Raw genomic sequence first — 22,836 nt, 5'->3', positions numbered from 1 at the left:
CGGAAACGGTACGGCCCCGGACCGCACGCGGTCCGGGGCCGTGCTGCTGCCGGGGCGGCTACGGGTGGCGGTGCTGCCAGCCGGCCCAGGCGGAGGAGACCATCGAGCGCAGGTCGTGCTCCGCGCTCCAGCCGAGCTCACGGCGGATCAGCTCGGCGGAGGCGACCACCCGGGCCGGGTCGCCGGCCCGGCGGGGGGTGACCTCGGGCGCGGTGTCGAGGCCGGTGACCTCGGCGATCTCGGCGAGCATCTCGCGCACCGAGGCGCCGCGGCCGGTGCCGATGTTGAGGGTCAGTCCGACCGGCTCGCCGCTCGGGGCCGCGTTCAGCCGGCGAACGGCGGCGACGTGCGCGGAGGCGACGTCCGAGACGTGGATGTAGTCGCGGATGCAGGTGCCGTCCGGGGTCGGGTAGTCGTCGCCGTAGATCAGCGGCGGCAGCCCGGCCGTCAGGCGCTGGAAGGCCAGCGGGACCAGGTTGGCCGCGCCCGGGTCGGACAGCTCGGGGGCGGCGGCGCCCGCCACGTTGAAGTAGCGCAGCGACACCGCGGACAGCCCGTAGGCGGCGGCGCAGGCGTTCAGCAGCCACTCGCCGGCAAGCTTGGTCTCGCCGTACGGGTTCATCGGCGCGCACGGAGTCTTCTCGTCGACCAGGTCGACGTCCGGCATCCCGTAGACGGCCGCGGAGGAGGACAGCACCACCCGGCGCACGCCCGCGTCGACCGCGGCGGCCAGCACGGTGCGCAGGCCCTCCACGTTCTCGTGGTAGTACCGCAGCGGCTGCTCGACGGACTCGCCGACCTGCTTCTTGGCGGCCAGGTGCAGCACGCCGGTGACGCCGTGGCCGGCGAGCGCGGCGTCCAGCAGCGGGCGGTCCAGCGTGGTGCCGGACACCAGCGGGACGCCGGGGGGCAGGTGGGCGGCCGCGCCGCTGCTCAGGTCGTCCAGCACGACCACGGACTCGCCGGCCGCGACCAGCTCCCGTACGACATGGCCGCCGATGTATCCGGCGCCGCCCGTGATCAACCAGGTCATGGCCCGATCCTAGACGGCCGCTTTCGGCGCGGTCCCTGGTGTGTCTGCACAGGCATTCGGACATAACGGTGAAATGCTGACAAAGCTCTGTCCAGCGACCGGAGGTGGCCGCCGTGCGCCCGAAGAAGGAACCGACCCGCCCGCTCCCGGCCGGCCCGCGGCCCACCGGGCCCAAGCTCTGGCTCGGGCCGGCGGCGGTGCTCGTCTCGGCCGCGCTCCTGGCCACCGGCTGCTCCAGCTCCGACCAGGGCAGCAGCTCCAGCACGGCGGCCACCAGCAGCACCTCCGCGCCGGCCCCGGCCGGTGGCAACCAGCTGGAGCAGAACTACCAGCAGGTGATCGCCCAGGTGCTGCCCTCGGTGGTGCAGATCACGGCGGCGCAGGGCCTCGGCTCCGGCATCGTCTACGACGGCAAGGGCGACATCGTCACCAACGCGCACGTGGTCGGCACCGCCACCAACTTCACCGTGACGCTGGCCAACAGCACCAAGCCGCTGGAAGCCACCCTGGTCGGCAGCTACCCGGACTCCGACCTGGCCGTGATCAGGCTGACCAACCCGCCCAGCGGCCTCAAGCCCGCCGCCTTCGCGGACAGCTCCAAGGTGGCGGTCGGACAGATCACCCTCGCCATGGGCAGCCCGCTCGGCCTGTCCAGCAGCGTCACCCAGGGCATCGTCTCGGCCACCGGACGGACCGTCAGCGAGCCGCAGACCGCCGACTCGCCCGGCGCCACCATCGGCAACATGGTGCAGACCTCGGCCGCGATCAACCCCGGCAACAGCGGCGGCGCGCTGGTCAACCTCTCCAGCCAGGTGATCGGGATCAACACCCTCACCGCCGTCGACCCCGAGCTGAACGGCTCGGCCGCGCCCGGCATCGGCTTCGCCATCCCCGCCGCCACCGTCACCGGCATCGCCGACCAGCTGATCAAGGACGGCAAGGTCACCAACTCCGGCCGGGCCGCGCTCGGCGTCACCGTGCGCCCCTTCTTCGACGCGAACTTCCAGCCCGCCGGGGCCGCGATCGTCACGGTGGTCGGCGGCGGGCCCGCCGCCGCCGGCGGACTGCAGGCGGGCGACGTGATCACCAAGGTCGACGACACCGCCGTCACCAGCCCCTCCGCGCTGACCACCGCGCTGGCCGCGCTCTCCCCGGGCGACAAGGCCACCATCGGCTACCAGCGGGACGGGAAGGACCAGAGCGCGGAGGTCACCCTCGGGACGCTGTAGCGCCCGACAGGCCCGGGCCCGGAGTGCCGTACCGCGCAAGGGAGGCGGCACCCCGGGCCCGCCCACGCCCGGCGGACGGCGGAGCGCTCAGGACCGGCCGGCCCTGGTCCGCCACGGCAGCTCGACCGCCACCGAGGTCGGGCCGCCGGCCGGGCTCTCCACCACGAACACGCCGTCCACCGACTCGGCGCGCTCGGCCAGGCCGGCCAGCCCGCCGCCCGGCCGGACCTGCGCCCCGCCCCGGCCGTCGTCCTGCACCATCAGCATCAGCCGGTCGTCCTGCCGCCACACCTCCACCGAGGCGGTGCGCGCCCCGGAGTGCTTGGACGCGTTCGTCAGCAACTCGCTGACGGTGAAGTAGGCGATGCCCTCCACCGCGGAATCCGGCCGCTCGCCGCCCAGCTCGACGTGCACCTTCACACCGCCGGGCAGCGTGCAGCGGGCCGCCACCGAGGAGAGCGCGGCATCCAGGCCGCGGTCCGTCAGGACCGCCGGGTGGATGCCCCGGGCCAGGTCGCGCAACTCCTGCAGGGCGAGCTTCACCTCGCCGTGCGCGGCGTCCACCATGTGCGCGGCGGCCGCCGGATCCTCCGTCAGCTTCTCCTTGGCCAGGCCGAGGTCCATCGCCAGCGCCACCAGCCGCGCCTGCGCGCCGTCGTGCAGGTCGCGCTCGATCCGGCGCAGGTCGGCGGCGGCGGTGTCGACCACGGCGCCCCGGTCGTCCTCCAGCTCGCGGACCCGCTCGGCCAGCGCACCCGGCGACAGCAGGCCCTCCACCAGCAGCCGGGAGACCAGCGCCATCGCCCGCATCGCCCAGGGCAGCACCGGCCAGCCGACCACCAGCAGCACCAGCGTCAGCGCGAAGCTCAGCACTCCCCACGGGAACAGCGCCACGCAGTACAGCGCCGAACGCCAGCTCAGCCCGTTCGACAGCCCGGCCACCACCCGGCCCGCCAGCCCGGCCCGGGCCGGCACCAGCGCCGGCGGCTCACCGATCGCACTGCCCAGATCGGCCCGGGCCCGGGCCCGGGCCAGCCAGCCGAACTGCCGGCAGGCCGACAGCCCGAACGCCAGCAGCGGCAGCCCTATCACCGTCACCGCCAGGCCGAGACCGGTGGTCACCGTCACCACCGTGACCACGAACCCGGCCAGCCCGATCGGGAAGTTGAGCAGCTCGTGCCGGACCTGCCGCCACAGCTGCGCTCCGTACAACGACGGGCGCTTCGCCTCGTCCTCCATGGTCGGCGCCCTCTCCTCTGGTACTCGCCGGCTGCTGTCGATCATCAGCATCCCGGTCGGCCGGGGCGCCGCGCCATGGTGCTGCACTCCGTCTTCGTCCGGGGGTTATCCCCACCCCCCGTGCTGCACCCGGCGCCCGGAGCGGCGGCGAGCGGAATTCCAGCGGGTGTCCACCGGCCGTCTTGCAGGGCGGGCGGGTGGAGGAGTAAACGAGCGGTGCACATAGACTCCCGCGATAGCGATGGTTATGGACGGGCAAAGAAGAAGGGCGTAACCCATGGAGTGGCAGCCGCTCGCTGCCGACCCCGCAGCCGGCAGCGGTTACTTCGACGCCTACGCGGCCGTCGGTCTGCTGGCGGTCATCGGCGTCCTCTTCGTCACGGTGTCCTTCACCGCCAACCGCCTGCTGCGGCCGGTGGTCGACACCCCGGAGAAGCTGCTCGCCTACGAGTGCGGCGTCGACCCGGTCGGCGAGGGGTGGGCGCACACCCAGATCCGGTACTACGTCTACGCCTTCCTGTACGTGATCTTCGCGGTCGACGCGATCTACCTGTTCCCCTGGGCCACGGTGTTCGCCGCCGCCGGCTACGGGGCGGCCACGCTGGTGGAGATGTTCCTCTTCGTCGGCTTCCTCGCGGTCGGACTGCTCTACGCCTGGAAGAAGGGCGTTCTGGAATGGACGTGACGCACTCGCACGGGACGCCCGGCAACGGCCCCGTCCCGCTCGGCATCCCCGACCCGGCCAAGCCCGGCGCCGCCGTCGAGCAGCGCCGCCTCGGCCCGCTCGCCCGGCTCGCCCCGGACCCGGTCAAGGTGGTGCTCAACTGGGGCCGCCGCTACAGCCTCTGGTGCTTCAACTTCGGACTCGCCTGCTGCGCGATCGAGTTCATCGCCGCGTCCATGGCCAAGCACGACTTCATCCGAATGGGCGTCATCCCGTTCGCGCCCGGCCCCCGCCAGGCCGACCTGATGATCGTCTCGGGCACCGTCACCGACAAGATGGCCCCCGCCGTCAAGCGGCTGTACGAGCAGATGCCCGAACCCAAGTACGTGATCTCCTTCGGCGCCTGCGCCAACTCCGGCGGCCCGTACTGGGACTCCTACTCCGTCACCAAGGGCGTCGACCAGATCATCCCGGTCGACGTCTACGTGCCCGGCTGCCCGCCCCGGCCCGAGGCGCTGCTCCAGGGCATCCTCAAGCTGCAGGAGAAGATCGCCGCCGAGGACGTGCCGCAGCGCTACGCCGCACCCGCCGCCGCGCTCCGCCGCCCGCTGCAGGCCGCGCCCGCCGCGACCGCCGCCCCCGTCGTGCCGGGGGAGGGCGACCAGTGAGCGAGACCCCCGAGACCCCCGAGACCCCCGAGACCCCCGAGACCCCCGAGACCCCCGGCGCCCCCGAGACCCCCGGCGCCCCCGAGACCCCCGGCGCCCCCGAGACCCCCGGCGCCCCCGAGACCCCCGGCGCCCCCGAGGCCCCCGGCGAGCCGTCGACCGCCGCAGTTCCTGACGGCCCGTCGGCCCCCGCGGAGCCGACCCCCGCCGAGCGCACCGCCGCCGCGATCGGCCCCTGGGCGACGGGCGCCGAGGCGTACGAGCTGCTCACCATTGACGTCCCGGCCGAGCACTGGATCGAGGCGCTCACCGCCGCCCGCGACACCCTCGGCCTGGCCTACCTGGACTGGCTGAGCGCCGTCGACGACCTCGCCGAGGGCTTCGCCGTCTGCGCGCACCTGGCCGCCGTCGGCGAGCCCGGCAGCGTGCGCCGCCTGCTGCTGCGCACCCGGGTGCCGCGCGACCGGGCCGTGCTGCCGACCGCCGTCGCGGTGTACGCCGGGGCCGCCTGGCACGAGCGCGAGACGCTGGAGATGTTCGGCGTCGAGTTCGCCGGCCACCCGTACCCCGCCACCCTGCTGCTGCCGGACGGCTTCGAGGGCCACCCGCTGCGCAAGGACTTCGTGCTGGCCGCCCGGGTCGCCAAGGACTGGCCCGGCGCCAAGGAGCCCGGCGAGTCCGACCACGGCGGCGGACCGGCCCGGCGCAAGATGCAGCCCGCCGGCGTCCCCGACCCGAACGAGTGGGGTCCGCTCAAGGGCACCCTGCCGCCGGTCGCCGAACGCCCCGCCCGCGCGGCCCGGGCCGGCGCGGCCGCCGGGGTCGACCGCCCGCGCCGCACCCGCAGCGTGGCGGAGGGCTCCACCAGCCAGCCCGGCGCCGACGCGCCCCCGGTGCGCGCCGACCGCCCGCGCCGCACCCGCAGCGTCGGCGAGGGCTCGGTCAGCCAGCCCGCACCTGACGCCCCGTCGGCCCCCGAGCCGCCCGCCCCCGAGGCCCCGCGCCGCACCGCCAGGACCCAGTCCTCCGACGCCCCGTGGCACGCGCCCGTCCCGGCGCACGACGAGCCCGCGGCCGGGAAACCCGAACCCGCCCAGGCCGAACCCGCCGCCCCGGCCGCACCCGCCGAGCCCACCGGCCCGGCCGAGCAGCCCGCCGAGCAACCCGTGCAGCCGACCAACCGGCCCACCGAGCAGGACGGAGACAGCGAGTGAACCTCCTCGACACGCTGCTGCGCTGCGTCGGCACGCTGGTGGCGTTCCTGGTGCTGCCGCTGGTGGTCGGCCAGACCGAGCACAAGGTGATGGCGCACATGCAGGGCCGGCTCGGCCCGATGTACGCGGGCGGGTTCCACGGCTGGGCTCAACTGGTCGCCGACGGCGTGAAGTTCGTCCAGAAGGAGAACGTCGTCCCGAAGGACGCGGACCGGAGGATCTTCCAACTCGCCCCGGCCGTCGCCCTGCTGCCGTACCTGCTGGTGCTGCTGGTGATCCCGGTCGGCCCGGACGGGCTGGTCGGCCAGGCGGTCGACGCGGGCATCTTCTTCGTGCTGGCCGTGATGGGCATCGGCGTGCTGGGCTCGCTGATGGCCGGCTGGGCGTCCGCCAACAAGTTCTCGCTGCTGGGCGGCCTGCGGACGGCCGCGCAGCTGATGTCGTACGAGCTGCCGATGCTGCTGGCCGCCGCCTCGGTGGCGATGGCGGCTGGCTCGGTGTCGCTGCCGGGGATCGTCGACGCCTTCCACTGGTGGTGGGTGCCGTGGCAGCTGATCGGCGGGTTCGTGTTCTTCACGGCGGGCCTGGCCGAGCTGCAGCGTCCGCCGTTCGACATGCCGGTGGCCGACTCGGAGATCATCTTCGGCGCGTACACCGAGTACACCGGCCTGCGCTTCGCGCTGTTCCTGCTGGCCGAGTACGCGGGCATCGTGGTGCTCTGCGCGCTGACCGCGGTGCTCTTCCTGGGCGGCTGGCACGGCCCGCTGTCGGACAGCCTGGGCTGGCTGTGGACGCTGCTGAAGACCTTCGCGCTGGCGTTCGTGGTGCTCTGGCTGCGGGTCACCTACCCGCGGCTGCGCGAGGACCAGCTGATGCGCTTCGCGTGGACGGTGCTGATCCCGCTGGCGCTGGCCCAGCTCCTGCTCACCGGCATCGTCAAGGTGGCGATCTCCTGATGAAGATTCCCGGCTCCGGTCTGGCCAAGGGCCTGGCCGTCACCATGCGCACGATGACGCGCAAGACCGTCACCGCGCAGTACCCGGACGTCCAGCCCGATCTGCCGCCGCGTTCGCGCGGCGTGATCGCACTGCTGGAGGAGAACTGCACGGTCTGCATGCTGTGCGCCCGCGAGTGCCCGGACTGGTGCATCTACATCGACTCCCACAAGGAGACGCTGCCCGCCGCCGACCCGAACGCCCGCGCCCGCACCCGCAACGTGCTGGATCGCTTCGCGATCGACTTCTCGCTCTGCATGTACTGCGGGATCTGCATCGAGGTCTGCCCGTTCGACGCGCTGTTCTGGTCCCCGGAGTTCGAGTACGCCGAGACCGACATCCGCGAGCTCACCCACGAGCGCGACCGGCTGCGCGAGTGGATGTGGACCGTCCCCCCGCCGCCCGCGCACGACGCCGCGGCGGAGGAGCCCAAGGAGATCGCCATGGCCCGGAAGGCCGCCGACAAGCTGGCCGCGGCCGCCGCGGCCGCAGCCGCCGAGGAGGGTGGGGAGAGTTGAGCACCCTGCTGGCGGCGGCGGGCTCGCTGGAGCCCGCCGCGCGCTCGTACCTCTCGCCGACCGGGCAGGAGATCGTCTTCCTGCTGGTCGGGGTCCTCGTGCTCGGCGCGGCGGTGGTCTCGGTGACCACCCGTCAGCTGGTGCACGCCGCGCTCTGGCTGGTGGTCGCGCTCGGCGGCCTGGCGGTGGAGTTCCTGCTGCTCACCGCCGAGTTCGTGGCCTGGGTGCAGGTCCTGGTGTACCTGGGCTCGGTGATCGTGCTGGTGCTGTTCGGCCTGATGCTGACCCGGGCCCCGATCGGCCGCTCCCCGGACGCCGACTCCGGCAACCGCCCGGCCGCCCTGGCGGTCGGCGTCGCCTCCGCCGCCACCCTGGTCACCCTGGTGGTGGACGCGTTCCGCTCCTCCTGGATCGACCTGCACGGCGCGGTCGGCACCACCCGGCTGACCGGCGAGTACCTGTTCTCGCACTGGGTGCTGCCGTTCGAGGCGCTGTCGGTGCTGCTGCTGGCCGCCCTGGTCGGCGCGATCGTGCTGTCCCGCACCGAGGGCGGGCGGACCAAGCCGCGGCCCGGCAACCTGCGCACCGCCCTGACGAAGTCGAAGGAGCGCTGACGTGCACCTCGCCTACCCCGCCGTCCTCGCCGTGCTGCTGTTCAGCGTCGGCGTGTACGGCGTGCTCGCCCGGCGCAACGTCATCCTGGTGCTGATGTCGGTGGAGCTGATGCTCAACGCCGTCAACCTCAACCTGGTCGCCTTCGACGTCTGGCTGCGCGACACCCTGCACGCCGGACAGGCGCTCACCCTGTTCACCATCACCATCGCCGCCGCCGAGATCGGCCTGGGCCTGGCGATCGTGCTGCTGGTGTACCGCACCCGCCGCACCGCCGCCGTCGACGAGGTCACCGCGCTCGGCGACCGCCACGAGGCGGACGACCTGGCCGAGGCCGAGAAGGAGCAGGCCGCCGCATGAACCTCGCGCTGCCGATCCTGGTCCCCGTGCTGCCCGCGCTCGGCGCCGCCGCCGGCCTGGCCACCGGGCGCCGCTACCCGGGCCTCGCCCGCCCGCTGGCGGTGCTGCCGGTCGCGGTCTCCGCCGTGCTGGCCCTGGTGACGGCCCTTCAGCTGGGCACCGGCGCCACCCTGGACGCCGCCACCCGGCTCGCCCCCACCGGCGGGCCCGACCTCTCGCTCGCCCTGCACCTGGACGGCTTCTCCTCGCTGATCTCGGTCCTGGTCGGCCTGGTCGCCACCTGCGTGCAGATCTACTCCACGGCCTACCTGAAGGACGACCCGCGCTACCCGTCGTACGCGGCGCTGGTCTCGCTGTTCACCGCCGCGATGTTCCTGGTCGTCTACTCGGGCGACCTGATCGTGCTGCTGGTCGGCTGGGAGGTGATGGGCATCTGCTCGTACTTCCTGATCGGCCACCACTGGGAGACGGCCGACGCCCGCAGCGCCTCGCTGAAGGCCTTCCTGGTCACCAAGCTCGGCGACGTGCCGTTCCTGTTCGGCCTGTTCCTGCTCGGCTCGGACGCCGGCAGCTTCCGGATCGGCGCCGTCCTCGACGCCGCCGGCGACGGCCGGCTGCAGCACCCCACGCTGATCGCCCTGCTGCTGCTCTGCGGCGTCGCCGGCAAGAGCGCCCAGTTCCCGCTGCACACCTGGCTCCCGGACGCGATGGCCGGCCCGACCCCGGTGTCCGCGCTGATCCACGCCGCCACCATGGTCGCGGCCGGCATCTACCTGGTCGCCCGCCTGCTGCCGGTGTTCCTGCTGTCCTCCGCCGCCCTGATGGTGCTCGCGGTGATGGCCGCCGTCACCATGGTCGGCTCGGCGCTGTGCGCGCTCGCCCAGGACGACCTCAAGCGGGTCCTCGCCTACTCGACCGTCGGCCAGCTCGGCTACATGGCGGGCGCGCTGGCCTCCGGCGCCCGCGAGGCCGCGGTGTTCCACCTGGTCGCGCACGGCGCGTTCAAGGCCCTGCTGTTCCTCACCGCCGGCGTGGTCATCCACGCCGCGCACACCAACTCGATCAGCGCGATGTCCCGCATCGACGGCCTGCGCCGCCGCGTCCCCGACGCCTACTGGACGATGGGCATCGGCCTGGTCGCCCTGGTCGGCCTGCCGCCGTTCGCCGGCTTCTTCTCCAAGGAGTCGGTGCTCACCGCCGCCGAGCACGCCGCCCACGGCGAAGCCCTCACCGCCGGACTCGGCCCCGCCTCCGCGGTCCCGGCCGCCGCCGGCTGGACCGTCCTGGTGGCCGGTCTCGTCACCGCGCTGCTCACCGCCGCCTACGCCACCCGGGTGTGGCTGGTCGCCTTCCACGGCAAGCCGATCGCCGAGGCCGCCGACGCCCCGTACTCGCCGGAGATCGACGAGGCCGACCCGGAGCACGCCGAGCCCGCCGCGATGCGCTGGCCGCTCTGGGTGCTGACCGTCCCCACCATGGGATTCGGCCTGGTCGCGCTGCGCTCCGACTGGCTGCCCGCCCTGCTCGACGGCGAATCGCTGCGCCCCGCCCTGACCACCGTGGTGCTCGGCACCGGCGCGGCGGTGGCCGGCATCCTGATCGGGTACGCCGCCTGGCGGACCGTCAACGCCCGGGCTGCCGCGCCCGCCCCCGTCGCGGAGGGCCGGGTGCCGGAGCAGGCCGGCCCGCCCGCCGCCGAGTCGCTGCCCGCCCCGCAGCCGCCGGCCGACCCCGGCCGGCTGCTGCTCGGCCCGCTGTACCGGCCCGCCCAGCACGGCTTCGGCGTGGACCGGCTGTACAGCGCGGTCTTCGTCCGGCCCACCGAGGCCGCCGCCCGGCTGGTCCGGTTCCTGGACCGCGCCGTGGTGGAGACCTACGTCCGCGGCGCGGGCGCCGCCCCCGGCTGGCTCGGCCGCGCCGTGCGCCTCGCCCAGACCGGCAACGCCCAGGGCTACCTGAGCGCGCTGCTGGCCGGGGCCGTGGTGCTCGCCGTCCTGGTGGCGGTGGGCTCGTGACCCGTCCTCAGTTCCCCGTCCCGGCACGCCCTTGGAGCCCCCGATGAACGCGGTCCTCATCGCCCTCCTGGTGCTGCCGCTGCTCGGCGCAGCCCTGATGCTCGCCCCGATCGGCGACCGGCAGGCGCTGCGCCTCGGCACCGCCGTCACCGGCGCCGGCCTGCTGCTGGCGATCGCCCTGGCGGCCGGCTTCGACCACGACGGGCCGGCCCGCATGCAGGCCGTCACCGACGTGGCCTGGATCCCCGCGCTGGACGTGCGCCTGCACCTCGGCGTGGACGGCATCTCGCTGCCGCTGCTGGTGCTCACCGCGCTGCTCACCTTCCTGTGCGCGGTCTACTCGGTGAAGAAGCTCCCCGCGGGCCCCGGCGGCCGGGCCTTCACCGGCCTGCTGCTCCTGCTGGAGACCGGCATGCTGGCCACCTTCGCGGTGCTCGACCTGGTGCTGTTCTTCCTGGCCTTCGAGATCGTGCTGATCCCGATGTACTTCCTGATCAGCCGGTGGGGCAGCGGGAAGAAGACGGCCGCGGCCAACCGGTTCATCCTGTACACCCTGCTCGGCTCCGCCGTGATGCTGCTCGGCTTCCTGCTGATCGGCGTCAAGGCCGGCACCTTCGACATGGTGAAGCTGGCCGACGCGCACGGCGCAGGCCTGTCCCACACCACCCAGCTGGTCGCCGCGCTGGCGATCCTGGTCGGCCTCGCCGTGAAGGCCCCCGCCTGGCCGCTGCACTCCTGGCTGCCGGACGCGCACACCGCCGCCCCGACCGCGGGCTCGGTGCTGCTGGCCGGCGTGATGCTCAAGATGGGCACCTACGGCCTGGTCCGGGTGCTGCTGCCGGTGGTCCCCGACGGCACCGCCACCTTCGCCCCCTACCTGGGCGCGTTCGCCGCGGTCGGCATCGTGTACGGCTCGCTGGCCTGCCTGGCCCTCGCCCGGCCCGGTGCCAAGGGCGACCTGAAGCGGCTGATCGCGTACTCCTCGGTCGGCCACATGGGCTTCGTGCTGCTCGGCATCGCCTCGCTCACCCAGGTCGGCCTGAACGGCGCGCTGTTCGCCAACATCGCGCACGGCCTGATCACCGGCCTGCTGTTCTTCCTGGTCGGCGCGGTCAAGGACCGCTACGGCACCGCCGACCTCGACACCCTGTCGGGCGCCACCGGCGCCGCCCTGTACGGCCGCGCCCCGCGGATCGGCGCCCTGCTCGCGTTCGCCGCCGTGGCCAGCCTCGGCCTGCCCGGGCTGGCCGGTTTCTGGGGCGAACTGCTCGCCATGTACGGCGCGTTCGACCCGGCCGCCGGGCTGTCCCGTCCCGCCTTCGTCACCTTCATGGTGCTGGCGGGCCTCGGCACCCTGCTCACCGCCGCGTACCTGCTGGTCGTGGTCAAGCGGGTCTGCATGGGCGACCCGAAGCAGCCCGCCCCGGTCGCCGACCTGCCCGACATCCAGGGCTACGAGGCGGCCAGCTGGACGCCGCTGGCCGCGCTCACCCTGCTCGCGGGCCTGTGGCCGGCCCTGCTGCTCGGCCTCTCCGACCCGGCCGTCAAGCACCTCCTCGGGGGCGGCTGATGACCACCTCTCACGACCTGGGGCAGCCCCTCATGACTCCGCTCGCCGTCGCCGACCCGGGCGCCCTGATCCAGTCCGTCGACTGGGTGGCCGTCGCCCCGCCGCTGATCGCCGCGCTCGCCGCCCTGGCCGTGCTGGTCACCGACCTGTTCCTGCCCGAGGCCCGCAAGCGCCTGCTGGGGTGGCTGAGCGCCGCCGGGCTGCTGGCCGCGCTGGCCGTGCTGCTGCCGCTGGTGCTCGGCGACGGCACCCGCTCCACCTTCTGCTTCAGCAGCCCGGGCGGCGGCTGCTCCTACACCGCCGACCACTTCGCGCTGGCCTTCCAGCTGCTGGCCCTCGGCGGCGCGCTGCTGACCGTGCTGCTCTCGCTGCACACCGTCGAGGACGCTGCGTCAACCAGCGGCTCCGCCGCGGGGCTCCCCGGCGGCGAGTACTGGTTCCTGCTGCTCTCCTCCGCCTGCGGCGCCGCCCTGCTGCCCGCCGCCCGCGACCTCGCCACCCTGGTGATCGCCCTGGAGGTCGCCACCCTGCCCGCGTTCGCCCTGGTCGCGCTGCGCCGGGACGGCCGGGGCGCGGAGAGCGCGCTGAAGTTCTTCCTCTCCTCCGTCACCGCGACCGCCGTGATGCTGCTGGGCGTCAGCTTCGTCTACGCCGCCGCCGGCACCGTCCAACTGCAGGGCATCGCCGAGGGCCTGGCCCACGCCCCCGCCCAGCTGAAGCCGCTGGCCGAGGCCGGTGCGGTGCTCACCCTGGTCGGCTTCGCCTTCAAGGTCGCCGCCGTCCCGTTCCACTTCTGGGTCCCCGACACCTACGTCGGCGCCCCGCTCCCGGTGGCCGGCTACCTCTCGGTGGTCGGAAAGGCCGCCGGACTGTCCGGCCTGGCGCTGGTGACCACCGTCGCGTTCCGCCCGTACGGCCACACCTGGGGCCTGGTGCTGGCGGTGCTCGCCGCGCTCACCATGACGGTCGGCAACACGGCCGCGCTGCGCCAGCGCACCGACACCCCGCACGGGGCGGTCCGGCTGCTCGCCTGGTCCTCGGTCGGCCAGGCCGGCTACCTGCTGGTGCCGCTGGCCGCCGCCGGGTACGCGGGCTCGGCGCAGCCGCTGGGCGCGACCGTGGCGTACGCGCTGATCTACGGCCTGGTCAACCTGGGCGCGTTCGGCGTGGTCGCCCTGGTCGGCGGCTCCGGCCGGCTGGACGCCTTCCGCGGCCTGGCCTCGCGCAACCGCTGGGCGGCGTTCGCGCTCGCCTTCTTCCTGCTCTGCCTGGCCGGCCTGCCGCCGGGCGTGGTCGGCCTGTTCGGCAAGGTCGTGGTCTTCCGATCGGCGGTGGACGCCGGCCTCGGCTGGCTGGCCGTGGTGATGGCGGTGAACGTGGTGATCGCGCTCGCCTACTACCTGAAGTGGACGGGGCTGCTGTTCGCCCCGGCCGCCGAGCAGGTCGAACCGCGCCGTGCCCCGGCCGCGCTGTCCGCCGCACTGGGCCTGGCGGCGTGCGGCGCGGTGGTGCTCTCGGTGGCTCCGCAACTGGTGCTGCAGGTGGTGTCGGGCAGCCTGTTCTGACCTGTGGTCGAATGCCGGAGGGAACGATCGGGCCAGCTCGGCGCGTTGATCCCGGCAGAAGGAAGCGGCTCCACGGCTTCCACCGGCACCACAGGAGGGCCCGCAGTGCACCGCCACCACAACGGATTGCGGACGGCCGTCCTGCTGGGCGGTCTGTCCGCGCTGATCCTGGTGATCGGCAGTTTCTTCGGCCGCACCGGCCTGCTGGTGGCGCTGCTGATCGCGGTCGGCACCAACGCCTACGCGTACTGGAACAGCGACAAGTTGGCGCTGCGCGCGATGCGGGCCCGCCCGGTCAGCGAGATCGAGGCCCCGCAGCTGTACCGGATCGTCCGCGAGCTCTCCACCGAGGCCCGCCAGCCGATGCCCCGGCTGTACATCTCGCCGACGCCCGCCCCGAACGCCTTCGCCACCGGCCGCAACCCGCGCCACGCCGCGGTCTGCTGCACCGACGGCATCCTGCAGCTGCTGGACGAGCGGGAGCTGCGCGGCGTGCTCGGCCACGAGCTCAGCCACGTCTACAACCGGGACATCCTGATCTCCTCGGTGGCCGGCGCGCTCGCGTCGGTGGTGATGTTCCTGGTCAACTTCGCCTGGCTGATCCCGTTCGGGCGCTCGGACGACGACGACGGCCCGGGCCTGCTCGGCCTGCTGCTGATCATGATCCTCGGCCCGGTCGCCGCGGGCCTGATCCAACTGGCCGTCAGCCGCTCCCGCGAGTACCAGGCGGACGCCGACGGGGCCAGGATCACCGGCGACCCGCTGGCCCTGGCGAGCGCCCTGCGCAAGCTGGACGCCGGCACCCAGCGCCTGCCGCTGCCGCCGGAGCCGCAGTTGCAGACCGCCAGCCACATGATGATCGCCAACCCGTTCCGCCCGGGCGAGCGCGGCGCCAAGCTGTTCTCCACCCACCCGCCGATGAGCGAGCGGATTGCCCGCCTGGAGCGGATGGCCGGGCGCTGACCCGGCACCGGGCCCGCCGCCGGGCCCGCTGACTCCTTCGGGCTACCGCCCGGCGAGCGTCCCCGACCCGCCCCGGCGGCGCTGGTAGTGCTGGACGCACTGCCAGACCCGAGGCCGGAGGTGCGGTGCGGTGACGATGCTGCCGAGCGATGCCGAACTGGGCGTGACCGGCCCACCCGCCCCACCGGCGCCGCGCCGCCGCTTCGGCCGGGCCTCCCGCCCGCGCCGGGGCCGGGTGCTGGTGACGTGGCTGACCACCACGGACCACAAGCAGATCGGCACCCTGTACCTGGTCACCTCGTTCGCGTTCTTCCTGGTCGGCGGCGTGCTCGCGTTGGTGATGCGCGCCGAACTGGCCCGCCCGGGCACGCAGTTGGTCTCCAACGAGCAGTTCAACCAGGCGTTCACCATGCACGGCACGATCATGCTGCTGATGTTCGCCACCCCGCTGTTCGCGGGTTTCGCGAACTGGTTCATGCCGCTGCACATCGGCGCCCCCGACGTCGCCTTCCCCCGGCTGAACGCCTTCGCGTACTGGCTGTACCTGTTCGGCTCGCTGATCGCGGTCGCCGGTTTCTGCACCCCGCAGGGCGCGGCCGACTTCGGCTGGTTCGCCTACGCGCCGCTGAACGACGCGGTGCACTCGCCGGGTATCGGCGCCGACCTGTGGATCATGGGCCTGGCCTTCTCCGGCTTCGGCACCATCCTCGGCTCGGTCAACTTCATCACCACGATCATCTGCCTGCGGGCGCCCGGCATGACGATGTTCCGGATGTCGATCTTCACCTGGAACGTGCTGCTGACCGGCGTGCTGGTGCTGCTGGCCTTCCCGGTACTGGCCGGCGCGCTGCTCTGCCTGGAGGCGGACCGCAAGTTCGGCGCGCACGTCTTCGACCCGGCGAACGGCGGGGCGCTGCTCTGGCAGCACCTGTTCTGGTTCTTCGGCCACCCCGAGGTGTACATCATCGCGCTGCCGTTCTTCGGCATCATCACCGAGATCCTGCCGGTCTTCAGCCGCAAGCCGGTGTTCGGCTACTCCGGCCTGATCGGCGCGACCATCGCCATCGCCGGCCTGTCCGTCACGGTCTGGGCGCACCACATGTTCGTGACCGGCCAGGTGCTGCTGCCGTTCTTCTCCTTCATGACCTTCCTGATCGCCGTCCCCACGGGCGTGAAGTACTTCAACTGGATCGGCACCATGTGGCGGGGCTCGCTCTCCTTCGAGACCCCGATGCTCTGGTCGGTGGGCTTCCTGGTGACCTTCCTGTTCGGCGGCCTGACCGGCGTCCTGCTGGCGGCCCCGCCGATCGACTTCCACGTCTCCGACTCGTACTTCGTGGTCGCGCACTTCCACTACGTGGTGTTCGGCACCGTGGTGTTCGCGATGTTCGCGGGCTTCTACTTCTGGTGGCCGAAGATGACCGGGAAGCTGCTCGACGAGCGGCTCGGCCGGATCCACTTCTGGACGCTGTTCGTCGGCTTCCACACCACCTTCCTGGTGCAGCACTGGCTGGGCGCCGAGGGCATGCCCCGGCGGTACGCCGACTACCTGGCCTCGGACGGCTTCACCACGCTGAACACCGTCTCCACCATCGGCTCGTTCCTGCTCGGCCTGTCCACCCTGCCGTTCCTCTACAACGTCTGGAAGACCGCCAAGTACGGGCAGAAGGTCGAGGTCGACGACCCGTGGGGCTACGGCCGCTCGCTGGAGTGGGCGACCTCCTGCCCGCCGCCCCGGCACAACTTCGTCACCCTGCCGCGGATCCGCTCCGAGTGCCCGGCCTTCGACCTGCACCACCCGGACGTCGCCGAGTTCGACCGGCTGCAGAACGACCCGCACTGAAATCTGCCCTGACCTCCGGATGCGGTGCCCGTTTCGCGGTGGTACGAATCGATTCGTCCCTGTGTCCTTCTGGCGCGGGGTCGTTCGGTCTGACCGCGCGCGGGATCGGAGCGTCATGGACAACTATCCGCTGCTCAACATCTTCTGGACGATGCTGGAGCTGTTCCTCTGGATCCTCTGGTTCTTCCTGCTGTTCAAGATCATCACGGACATCTTCCGCAGCGACGACATGGGCGGCTGGGGCAAGGCCGGCTGGACGATCTTCGTGATCCTGCTGCCCTTCCTGGGCGTCCTGGTCTACCTGATCGCCCGCGGCAGCTCGATGACCCAGCGGGACGTCGCCCAGGCCAAACAGGCCGACGCCGCGTTCCAGGACTACATCCGCAAGGCCGCCGGAACCGGAGGCGGAGGGGGCGCCACCGCCGCCTCGGGCGGCCACGTGGACGACCTGGCCAGGCTGGCCGAGCTGAAGACCAGCGGCGCGCTCTCCGACGAGGAGTACCGACGCGCCAAGGACAAGCTGCTCGCCTGACGCCCGATCAGCGCAGCGGCCCGGGGCCCGCGCCGGAGCACGTCTCCGGCGCGGGCCCCGGGCCGTCCGGGCTCCGGTGTGCGAGCCTGGAAGGCATGAAGCTGATCAACTTCCTGCTCAACGTCATCTGGCTGTTGTTCTGCGGTCTGTGGATGGCGATCGGCTACGCGATCGCCGGGATCATCTGCTTCGTCCTGATCATCACGATCCCGTTCGGCATCGCGTCCTTCCGCCTCGCGGGCTTCATGCTCTGGCCGTTCGGCCGCACCACCGTGGTCAGGGCCGACGCGGGCGCGCCGTCCTGCGTCGGCAACGTGATCTGGCTGGTGTTCGCCGGCTGGTGGCTGGCCATCGCGCACATCGTCACCAGCATCCCGCTGTTCCTGTCGATCATCGGGATCCCGTTCGGCTGGGCGAACCTCAAGATGGTGCCGATCTCGCTCACCCCGCTGGGCCGCGACATCATCTCCACCGACGACGGCTTCGGCAGCCGGTAATCCGCTCGCGCACCGTCCCCGCCCGGAGGTAGAACCGTTCGGTCGGGAACGGCCGAGGGCGAGGAGCGGGGCATGGCGGACCGGGAACTGCTGGCCGGCGGGGTCAACCAGGTCGAGCGGGTCGGCAACCGGGTGCTGCGCCCCACCGGGCCGTGGTCGCCCGCGGTGCACGGGCTGCTCGCCCACCTGCGGGCGGCCGGGTTCACCGCGGCGCCCGCCTTCCACGGCCGCACCGCGGACGGGCGGGAGATCCTCGACTTCCTGCCCGGCGAGGTCCCGGACTACCCGCCGACCCCGGCCGCCGCGTCCCGCACCGCGCTGCTCACCGCCGCCCGCCAGCTGCGGGCCTACCACGACGCCACCGCCGGCTACGCGGCCGAGGGCTGGATGCTGCCCGCCGCGGAGCCCGTCGAGGTGATCTGCCACGGCGACTACGCCCCGCACAACTGCGTGCTGGACGGCGAACGGGTGGTCGGCGTCATCGACTTCGACACCGCGCACCCCGGCCCCCGCCTGCACGACGTCGCGTACGCGGCCTACCGCTGGGCCCCCACCAGCGCGCCGGGCAACGCCGACGGCTTCGGCACCCCGGCCGAACAGGCCGTCCGGGTCCGCGAGTTCTGCGACGCCTACGGCCTGGACCGGGCGGGCCGGGCCGGCCTGGTGGACGCGATCGCCGAGCGGCTGCACGCCCTGGTGGCCCACATGCGGGCCGAGGCCGCGGCGGGCAGCGCCGCGTTCGCCTCCCACCTGGCCGACGGGCACCACCTGATGTACCTCGCCGACGCCGGGTACGTGCTCCGTGACCGCGCCGTCTTCGAGGCCCGGCTGCTGGCCGACTGACGGACTACTCCTCCAGATGGGTGCGCAGCGCCCGGAACTCGTCGGCGATCCCGTCCAGCGTGTAGTGCGCGTTCAGCCCGCTCGGGTTCGGCAGCAGCCACACCTCGGTGTCGCCGATCGGCTCCGGCTGCCGGCCGACCGTGGCCTTCGGCCGCCCGAACGCCGCCCGGTACGCCCCGATCCCGAGCACCGCCAGGGCTCGCGGCCGCAGCCGCAGCACCCGCTCCACCAGCGCCTGCCCGCCCTCCCGGTACTCCTCGGCGGTCAGCTCGGCGGCCTTCGCCGTGGTCCGGCCCACCACGTTGGTGATGCCCAGGCCGAGCGCCAGCAGCTCCTGCTGCTCCGCCGGCCCCAGCTGCCGCGGGGTGAACCCGGAGCGGTGCAGGGCCGGCCAGAACCGGTTGCCCGGCCGGGCGAAGTGCCGTCCGGTCGCGCCCGACCACAGACCGGGATTGATCCCGCAGAACAGCACCCGCAGATTCGGCCCGGCCACGTCCGGAATGACGGTGTCCTGGGCGGCGGCGAGTTGTTCGGCGGTGGGGCGCTGCGGCGGAGTACGGGTCACCCCGCCCACTCTGCCGTACCGACCGGCGCACGGGGACCGCCGAGCGCCCACGAACCAGTGTCGGAACCCGCCCGCCCGGGTGGCGTCACCGCAGCTCGGGGGGTGTATCAGCGAGTGTCCGCAGCGTGGATGGATAGTCAGTTCGATTGTTTTCCAGACCGGATGACTTCCCGGGCGGAGAATGGGGCGGTGTCATACGAACTGAACGCCCTGATCGCCACCGAAGAACTGATCGCCGTGGTGGCGGCGGAGGTCCCGCTCGCCCGCGCGACCGGACTGCCGCACGGGCTCGCCCTGGTGCCGATGACCGACGAACTCCACGACGCGCTCCAACACCCGTCCACCGCACCGGACTTCGGTTTCAAGCGGTTCCCCTCCGGGTTCGCCCTGCGGATCGCCGCCTGGTCCAAGGCCGCCCCGATCGGCTACGCCGAACTCGACGCCGAACACCCCGCCGGCCGCCGCGCCGCGCTCTGGTACGACGGCCGCACCACCCTCGGCCCGCTCACCCCCGCCGACGGCGCCCCGCTCGACCGCCTGCTCCGCGCCCTGGGCGCCACCGACGCCACCCTCCCGGACCTCACCCGGGCCGTCGCCGCGCTCCGCTCCACCCCGGCCGGTAACTGACCCCGCGTCGGGCTCCGGCAGGCACCGGGCGGCGCACCGTTCGGCGTACGAGCGGTGGCCCCGCACTTTCGGGTGACGCAACGTGTGGATGCAGGCGAACAGCCTGAACTCCCCCCGAAAGGACCAGCTTTACCATGCGTGCCCACTGGCCGGCCGTCGTGCTGACCGCAGCCCTCACCCTCAGCACGGTCACCCTGGCGACCGCCGCCCCCGCGTCCGCTGCCGACCCCGCCGACGCCTTCCGCGCCCGCCCCGCCGGCGCCCTCACCCGCCCCGTCGCCCTGCCGCCGCTGCCGATCGCGATCCCGGGCCTCCCGACCGCCGCCGCGCCCTCGGCCCCCGCGGCCGTCGACGCCCCCGCCGCGCCGACACCCCCGACGCTCCCCACCCTCCCGACCCTCCCCGACACCGGCGGCCTGCTCGGCGTCGTCGGCGGCCTGCTCAACACCCTCACCGGCCTGCTCGGCGCCGGCGGCACCCCCGACACCGGCGCCCTCCAGCACCTGGTCGACCAGCTCACCAGCACCCTCACCGGCCTGCTCGGCTCCCTCCCCGCCGCGCCGCCCACCACCACCCTGCCCACCCCGCCCAGCGTCCCCTGACCCCGGAACGCCGGGAGGGCACACCGTTCCCGGTGTGCCCTCCCGTGCGCTGCCGCCCCGACTCAGCGGTAGTTGACGAACTGGATCGCGAACTCCAGGTCCTTGCCCTTCAGCAGGGCCTGCACCGTCTGCAGATCGTCACGCGACTTCGAGCTGACCCGCAGTTCGTCGCCCTGCACCTGCGCCTTGACGCCCTTCGGGCCCTCGTCGCGGATGATCTTCGCGACCTTCTTGGCGTCGTCGGTGGTGATGCCTTCCTTGATGTCCGCGAAGATCTTGTACTCCTTGCCGGACAGCTGCGGCTCCGCAGCGTCCAGCGCCTTCAGCGACAGCCCGCGCTTCACGAACTTGGTCTGCAGCACGTCCAGGATCGCCCGGACCCGCTCCTCGCCGTTGGCCTTCATCTCGATCTTCTCGCCGGACCGCTTGATCTCGGCGCCCACGTTCTTGAAGTCGAAGCGGGTCGCGATCTCGCGGGAGGTCTGGTTGATCGCGTTGTCGACCTCCTGCCACTCGACCTTCGAGACGATGTCGAAACTGGAGTCGGCCATGGGTGTTGGTCTCCTTGAACTACTGGCTGCACGGTCGCGCCACCCGCCACCGGCGGGCGACGCCCCAGCCTATCCAGCCCCCCGCACCACCGCCCGCAAGCTCAGCGCGCCGACCTTGATCACGACGTGACACAACCAGGTGGCAGACCACCCCCCAACATCAGGTATCGTTTACGACGTCGAACGGGGCACCACCCCACGAGACACCATCCCTGGCTGGTTGCCCGAGCGGCCAAAGGGAGCAGACTGTAAATCTGTCGCGCAAGCTACGCAGGTTCGAACCCTGCACCAGCCACCGGATAGTAAGAAGGGCCCCGACCAGCGGAAACGCCGGTCGGGGCCCTTCTTTTTGATGCATTGAGTGATCTTGGCGGCGAGGGTCGAAAAGAGTGGTTCATCCCACTCTGTCCCGCCTGTGTGGCGGGTCTGACCAGCGCGTGTGGGAAATGCGTGGGAAGGCTCAGAGCCTCTCGATGATCAATTCCACTCGTTGAGCGCGTCCGCGATCCGGCGGTTCGCTGCCTCGATCGCCCCGTCCAGGCACTTCGCGTACACGCGCAGCAGGACGGCGATGCTGTGGCCCGCCCGGCGGGCGCACTCGGCCGGATCGACACCTGAGTTCAGCCACAGCGAGATCCCCGCGTGACGGAGGTCGTACGGCCGAGTGGCCAGCGGCGACTCCACCTGTTCCGGGGCGAAGGCTTCTCGCCGGGCCCGTTGCCAGACCACCCCGTACCCGCTCTCCTGCACCAAACCGCCTCGGTTGGTGCGGAACAGGCGGCCGTCCGGTGCGACGCCGTGGGCGTTGATGTGCTCGCGGAGCATCTCCACCAGCTCCGGCGGGATCGGGATCGGGCGTGTCTCGCTCTCCGCTCGCCACTTCAACCCGCGCTCGTCGTGCGGCTTGCCGTTGTCGGTCCATGAGCTGCCCACCCGCGGGCGGGTGCCTGAGAGCGTGAGCAGGCCGAAGCCGCTCGCCGGTAGCTGGCAGTTCGACTGCCGCAGCCATACGACCTCGGCCGGCCGCATGCCCGCGTGGTAGAGGCACCCGAAGAACGCCTTCAGGTGTTCGCCGCGCTTGCCCTGACGAGCGACAGCGGCCAGGAGCATGCGCACCTGGCGCGGGTTCGCCACGACAGCGGGGTCTACTGCCTCGGTGGTCTTGGGTGCCGTCCACTGCACCTGACTGAGCGGATTGCCCGGAAGGCGCCGGGCCTCGACCGCGTAGCCAAGCGCGTTGTTAAAGATCGCGCGCTTGCGCTTGACCGTGTGCGGCGACGACTTCGAGCCGTCGAGGTTGCGGGCGAATGCGGTCAGCACCTTCCGCATGACCAGCGGGTCGTCGAGTTCGCTCATCGCCATGGACTGCCGCTCGACCCAGGTCAGGATCTTCTGCACCCTCGCCGGCGGTTCCTCGGTCCAGCGGTTGACGTTGAACGCCCAGCTGTAGAGGGCGGAGCGCAGGTCGGCGGCAGTCGGCATGCCGACGCGGGTCGAGACCAGAACAGGGGTGGCGGTCGCCAGCATGTCGGCGATCGTGGCCCGCGTCTTCGCCGGTGCGTCCGTCCACTTCATCTCGGCGAAGTCCCTCGCGTGGAGGTACCAGCTCACGTCTGCTTTGGCCCGGACCTCGGGCATCGGCGCACCCGTGATCTCGTCGAACGGCACACCGTCATTGATTGCCGTGACGAGCTGTGAGCGGCGCCCGTCGGCCTGAGTCTTGGTCTTGAACGTGCGGGAGAACGGCTCGTTGCCGACCTTCCATCGCAGCTCGAACGTGCCGGAAGCGGTCTCGCGGATGGCCCACACACGGGCCTTGAACGTCGGTTTGGGCATCACAGACCTTCTGCGGGGGAGGAGCGTCTCGATCCGAAGGCTGCCGAGTCGAGGGGAACTGAAGGGAAATCAGGCGGCGGTCTGCTGGTCCCACCAGGCGTCGAGGTCTGCGCGGCTGACGCGCAGGTGGCCGTTCGGGAGCTTCTTCAGCTCGGGGGCTTCGCCGCGGGCCCGCATTCTGTAGAAGGCGGACCGCGACATGTCGATCTCCTCCAGAACCTCGGCCAGCTTCAGGAACTTGGGCTTGGGCAACGGGCACTCCTTCGTCAGAGGTGGTCGGGCTGCCTGTCCGGGC

The 22,836-nt window shown here is 72.6% G+C and carries 24 protein-coding genes and 1 tRNA gene; 19 read left to right on the top strand and 6 right to left on the bottom strand.

What is annotated here, in order from left to right; all coding sequences use genetic code 11:
* Nucleotides 1–58 precede the first annotated feature (58 nt).
* On the bottom strand, nt 59–1,033 hold the full coding sequence (gene galE / locus BX266_RS14810) for a UDP-glucose 4-epimerase GalE (RefSeq protein ID WP_099900072.1): 975 nt from the start codon (nt 1,031–1,033) through the stop codon (nt 59–61).
* Between the two features lie 197 nt (nt 1,034–1,230).
* On the opposite strand from galE, the gene BX266_RS14805 reads away from it, so the two are divergent.
* On the top strand, nt 1,231–2,262 hold the full coding sequence (locus tag BX266_RS14805) for a trypsin-like peptidase domain-containing protein (RefSeq protein WP_180290815.1): 1,032 nt from the start codon (nt 1,231–1,233) through the stop codon (nt 2,260–2,262).
* Between the two features lie 87 nt (nt 2,263–2,349).
* Here BX266_RS14805 and BX266_RS14800 read toward each other — a convergent pair whose 3' ends face one another.
* Complete coding sequence (locus BX266_RS14800) at nt 2,350–3,501, bottom strand: sensor histidine kinase (RefSeq protein WP_259464703.1); 1,152 nt, start codon at nt 3,499–3,501, stop codon at nt 2,350–2,352.
* Nucleotides 3,502–3,778: 277 nt separating this feature from the next.
* Between BX266_RS14800 and BX266_RS14795 the strand changes: the two genes are divergently transcribed.
* The 15 genes from BX266_RS14795 to BX266_RS14725 all read left to right on the top strand — a co-directional run bounded on the left by BX266_RS14795 (nt 3,779) and on the right by BX266_RS14725 (nt 18,360).
* Nucleotides 3,779–4,186: an NADH-quinone oxidoreductase subunit A gene (locus tag BX266_RS14795; protein ID WP_099900068.1), complete on the top strand. Its 408-nt coding sequence runs from the start codon at nt 3,779–3,781 to the stop codon at nt 4,184–4,186.
* Nucleotides 4,177–4,833 carry an NADH-quinone oxidoreductase subunit B gene (locus tag BX266_RS14790; RefSeq protein ID WP_099900066.1) on the top strand — a complete coding sequence of 219 codons (657 nt, stop codon included), beginning with the start codon at nt 4,177–4,179 and terminating at the stop codon, nt 4,831–4,833. The genes BX266_RS14795 and BX266_RS14790 overlap by 10 nt, the downstream gene beginning before the upstream one ends.
* Nucleotides 4,830–6,047, top strand: a complete 1,218-nt coding sequence (locus BX266_RS14785) for an NADH-quinone oxidoreductase subunit C (RefSeq protein WP_099900064.1) — start codon at nt 4,830–4,832, stop codon at nt 6,045–6,047. The genes BX266_RS14790 and BX266_RS14785 overlap by 4 nt, the downstream gene beginning before the upstream one ends.
* Nucleotides 6,044–7,003, top strand: a complete 960-nt coding sequence (gene nuoH / locus BX266_RS14780; protein WP_099900062.1) for an NADH-quinone oxidoreductase subunit NuoH — start codon at nt 6,044–6,046, stop codon at nt 7,001–7,003. The genes BX266_RS14785 and nuoH overlap by 4 nt, the downstream gene beginning before the upstream one ends.
* Nucleotides 7,000–7,560, top strand: coding sequence for an NADH-quinone oxidoreductase subunit I (locus BX266_RS14775; protein ID WP_099907876.1), 561 nt, complete (start codon nt 7,000–7,002; stop codon nt 7,558–7,560). The genes nuoH and BX266_RS14775 overlap by 4 nt, the downstream gene beginning before the upstream one ends.
* Entirely contained in the window at nt 7,557–8,174 is a 618-nt protein-coding gene (locus BX266_RS14770) for an NADH-quinone oxidoreductase subunit J (protein ID WP_099900060.1), read from the top strand. The genes BX266_RS14775 and BX266_RS14770 overlap by 4 nt, the downstream gene beginning before the upstream one ends.
* A gap of 1 nt (nt 8,175) precedes the next feature.
* On the top strand, nt 8,176–8,532 hold the full coding sequence (gene nuoK, locus BX266_RS14765) for an NADH-quinone oxidoreductase subunit NuoK (protein ID WP_099900058.1): 357 nt from the start codon (nt 8,176–8,178) through the stop codon (nt 8,530–8,532).
* A complete protein-coding gene (locus BX266_RS14760; RefSeq protein WP_099900056.1) occupies nt 8,529–10,547 on the top strand; it encodes an NADH-quinone oxidoreductase subunit L in 2,019 nt (672 codons plus the stop codon). The genes nuoK and BX266_RS14760 overlap by 4 nt, the downstream gene beginning before the upstream one ends.
* Nucleotides 10,548–10,590: 43 nt before the next feature.
* A complete protein-coding gene (locus BX266_RS14755; protein WP_099900054.1) occupies nt 10,591–12,117 on the top strand; it encodes a NuoM family protein in 1,527 nt (508 codons plus the stop codon).
* A gap of 32 nt (nt 12,118–12,149) precedes the next feature.
* On the top strand, nt 12,150–13,682 hold the full coding sequence (locus tag BX266_RS14750; protein WP_099900052.1) for an NADH-quinone oxidoreductase subunit N: 1,533 nt from the start codon (nt 12,150–12,152) through the stop codon (nt 13,680–13,682).
* A 105-nt stretch (nt 13,683–13,787) separates the two neighbouring features.
* Nucleotides 13,788–14,645: a zinc metalloprotease HtpX gene (gene htpX, locus BX266_RS14745; protein ID WP_099900050.1), complete on the top strand. Its 858-nt coding sequence runs from the start codon at nt 13,788–13,790 to the stop codon at nt 14,643–14,645.
* Nucleotides 14,646–14,781: 136 nt separating this feature from the next.
* A complete protein-coding gene (gene ctaD, locus BX266_RS14740; RefSeq protein WP_099907874.1) occupies nt 14,782–16,488 on the top strand; it encodes a cytochrome c oxidase subunit I in 1,707 nt (568 codons plus the stop codon).
* Between the two features lie 115 nt (nt 16,489–16,603).
* Nucleotides 16,604–17,020 carry an SHOCT domain-containing protein gene (locus BX266_RS14735; protein WP_099900048.1) on the top strand — a complete coding sequence of 139 codons (417 nt, stop codon included), beginning with the start codon at nt 16,604–16,606 and terminating at the stop codon, nt 17,018–17,020.
* 95 nt (nt 17,021–17,115) lie between these two features.
* The gene (locus tag BX266_RS14730) at nt 17,116–17,517 is read left to right on the top strand and encodes a YccF domain-containing protein (protein WP_099900046.1); all 402 of its coding nucleotides are present in this window, start codon (nt 17,116–17,118) and stop codon (nt 17,515–17,517) included.
* Between the two features lie 72 nt (nt 17,518–17,589).
* Entirely contained in the window at nt 17,590–18,360 is a 771-nt protein-coding gene (locus tag BX266_RS14725; protein ID WP_099900044.1) for a phosphotransferase enzyme family protein, read from the top strand.
* A 4-nt stretch (nt 18,361–18,364) separates the two neighbouring features.
* Here the strand turns inward: BX266_RS14725 and mug are convergent, their stop codons facing one another.
* Nucleotides 18,365–18,925 (bottom strand): G/U mismatch-specific DNA glycosylase, encoded by a 561-nt coding sequence (gene mug, locus BX266_RS14720; RefSeq protein ID WP_099907872.1) that lies wholly within the window; start codon nt 18,923–18,925, stop codon nt 18,365–18,367.
* 189 nt (nt 18,926–19,114) lie between these two features.
* Here mug and BX266_RS14715 point away from each other — a divergent pair, with 189 nt between their 5' ends.
* Both BX266_RS14715 and BX266_RS38605 read left to right on the top strand, forming a co-directional pair.
* Nucleotides 19,115–19,552, top strand: coding sequence for a hypothetical protein (locus tag BX266_RS14715; RefSeq protein WP_099900042.1), 438 nt, complete (start codon nt 19,115–19,117; stop codon nt 19,550–19,552).
* Between the two features lie 134 nt (nt 19,553–19,686).
* Nucleotides 19,687–20,154 carry a hypothetical protein gene (locus BX266_RS38605; protein WP_180290492.1) on the top strand — a complete coding sequence of 156 codons (468 nt, stop codon included), beginning with the start codon at nt 19,687–19,689 and terminating at the stop codon, nt 20,152–20,154.
* Between the two features lie 62 nt (nt 20,155–20,216).
* Here BX266_RS38605 and BX266_RS14705 read toward each other — a convergent pair whose 3' ends face one another.
* On the bottom strand, nt 20,217–20,705 hold the full coding sequence (locus BX266_RS14705) for a YajQ family cyclic di-GMP-binding protein (protein ID WP_099900038.1): 489 nt from the start codon (nt 20,703–20,705) through the stop codon (nt 20,217–20,219).
* 214 nt (nt 20,706–20,919) lie between these two features.
* Here BX266_RS14705 and BX266_RS14700 point away from each other — a divergent pair.
* Nucleotides 20,920–21,000, top strand: a tRNA-Tyr gene (locus BX266_RS14700).
* Between the two features lie 182 nt (nt 21,001–21,182).
* Here the strand turns inward: BX266_RS14700 and BX266_RS14695 are convergent.
* Together BX266_RS14695 and BX266_RS14690 are read right to left on the bottom strand one after the other, a co-directional pair.
* Nucleotides 21,183–22,541 (bottom strand): tyrosine-type recombinase/integrase, encoded by a 1,359-nt coding sequence (locus BX266_RS14695; protein WP_099900036.1) that lies wholly within the window; start codon nt 22,539–22,541, stop codon nt 21,183–21,185.
* A 69-nt stretch (nt 22,542–22,610) separates the two neighbouring features.
* Complete coding sequence (locus tag BX266_RS14690; RefSeq protein ID WP_099900034.1) at nt 22,611–22,793, bottom strand: AlpA family transcriptional regulator; 183 nt, start codon at nt 22,791–22,793, stop codon at nt 22,611–22,613.
* Nucleotides 22,794–22,836: the final 43 nt, after the last annotated feature.

The sequence above is a fragment of the Streptomyces sp. TLI_171 genome, from assembly GCF_003610255.1.
Taxonomy (GTDB): Bacteria; Actinomycetota; Actinomycetes; order Streptomycetales; family Streptomycetaceae; genus Kitasatospora.
This window is presented reverse-complemented; position numbering and strand designations above follow the sequence as displayed.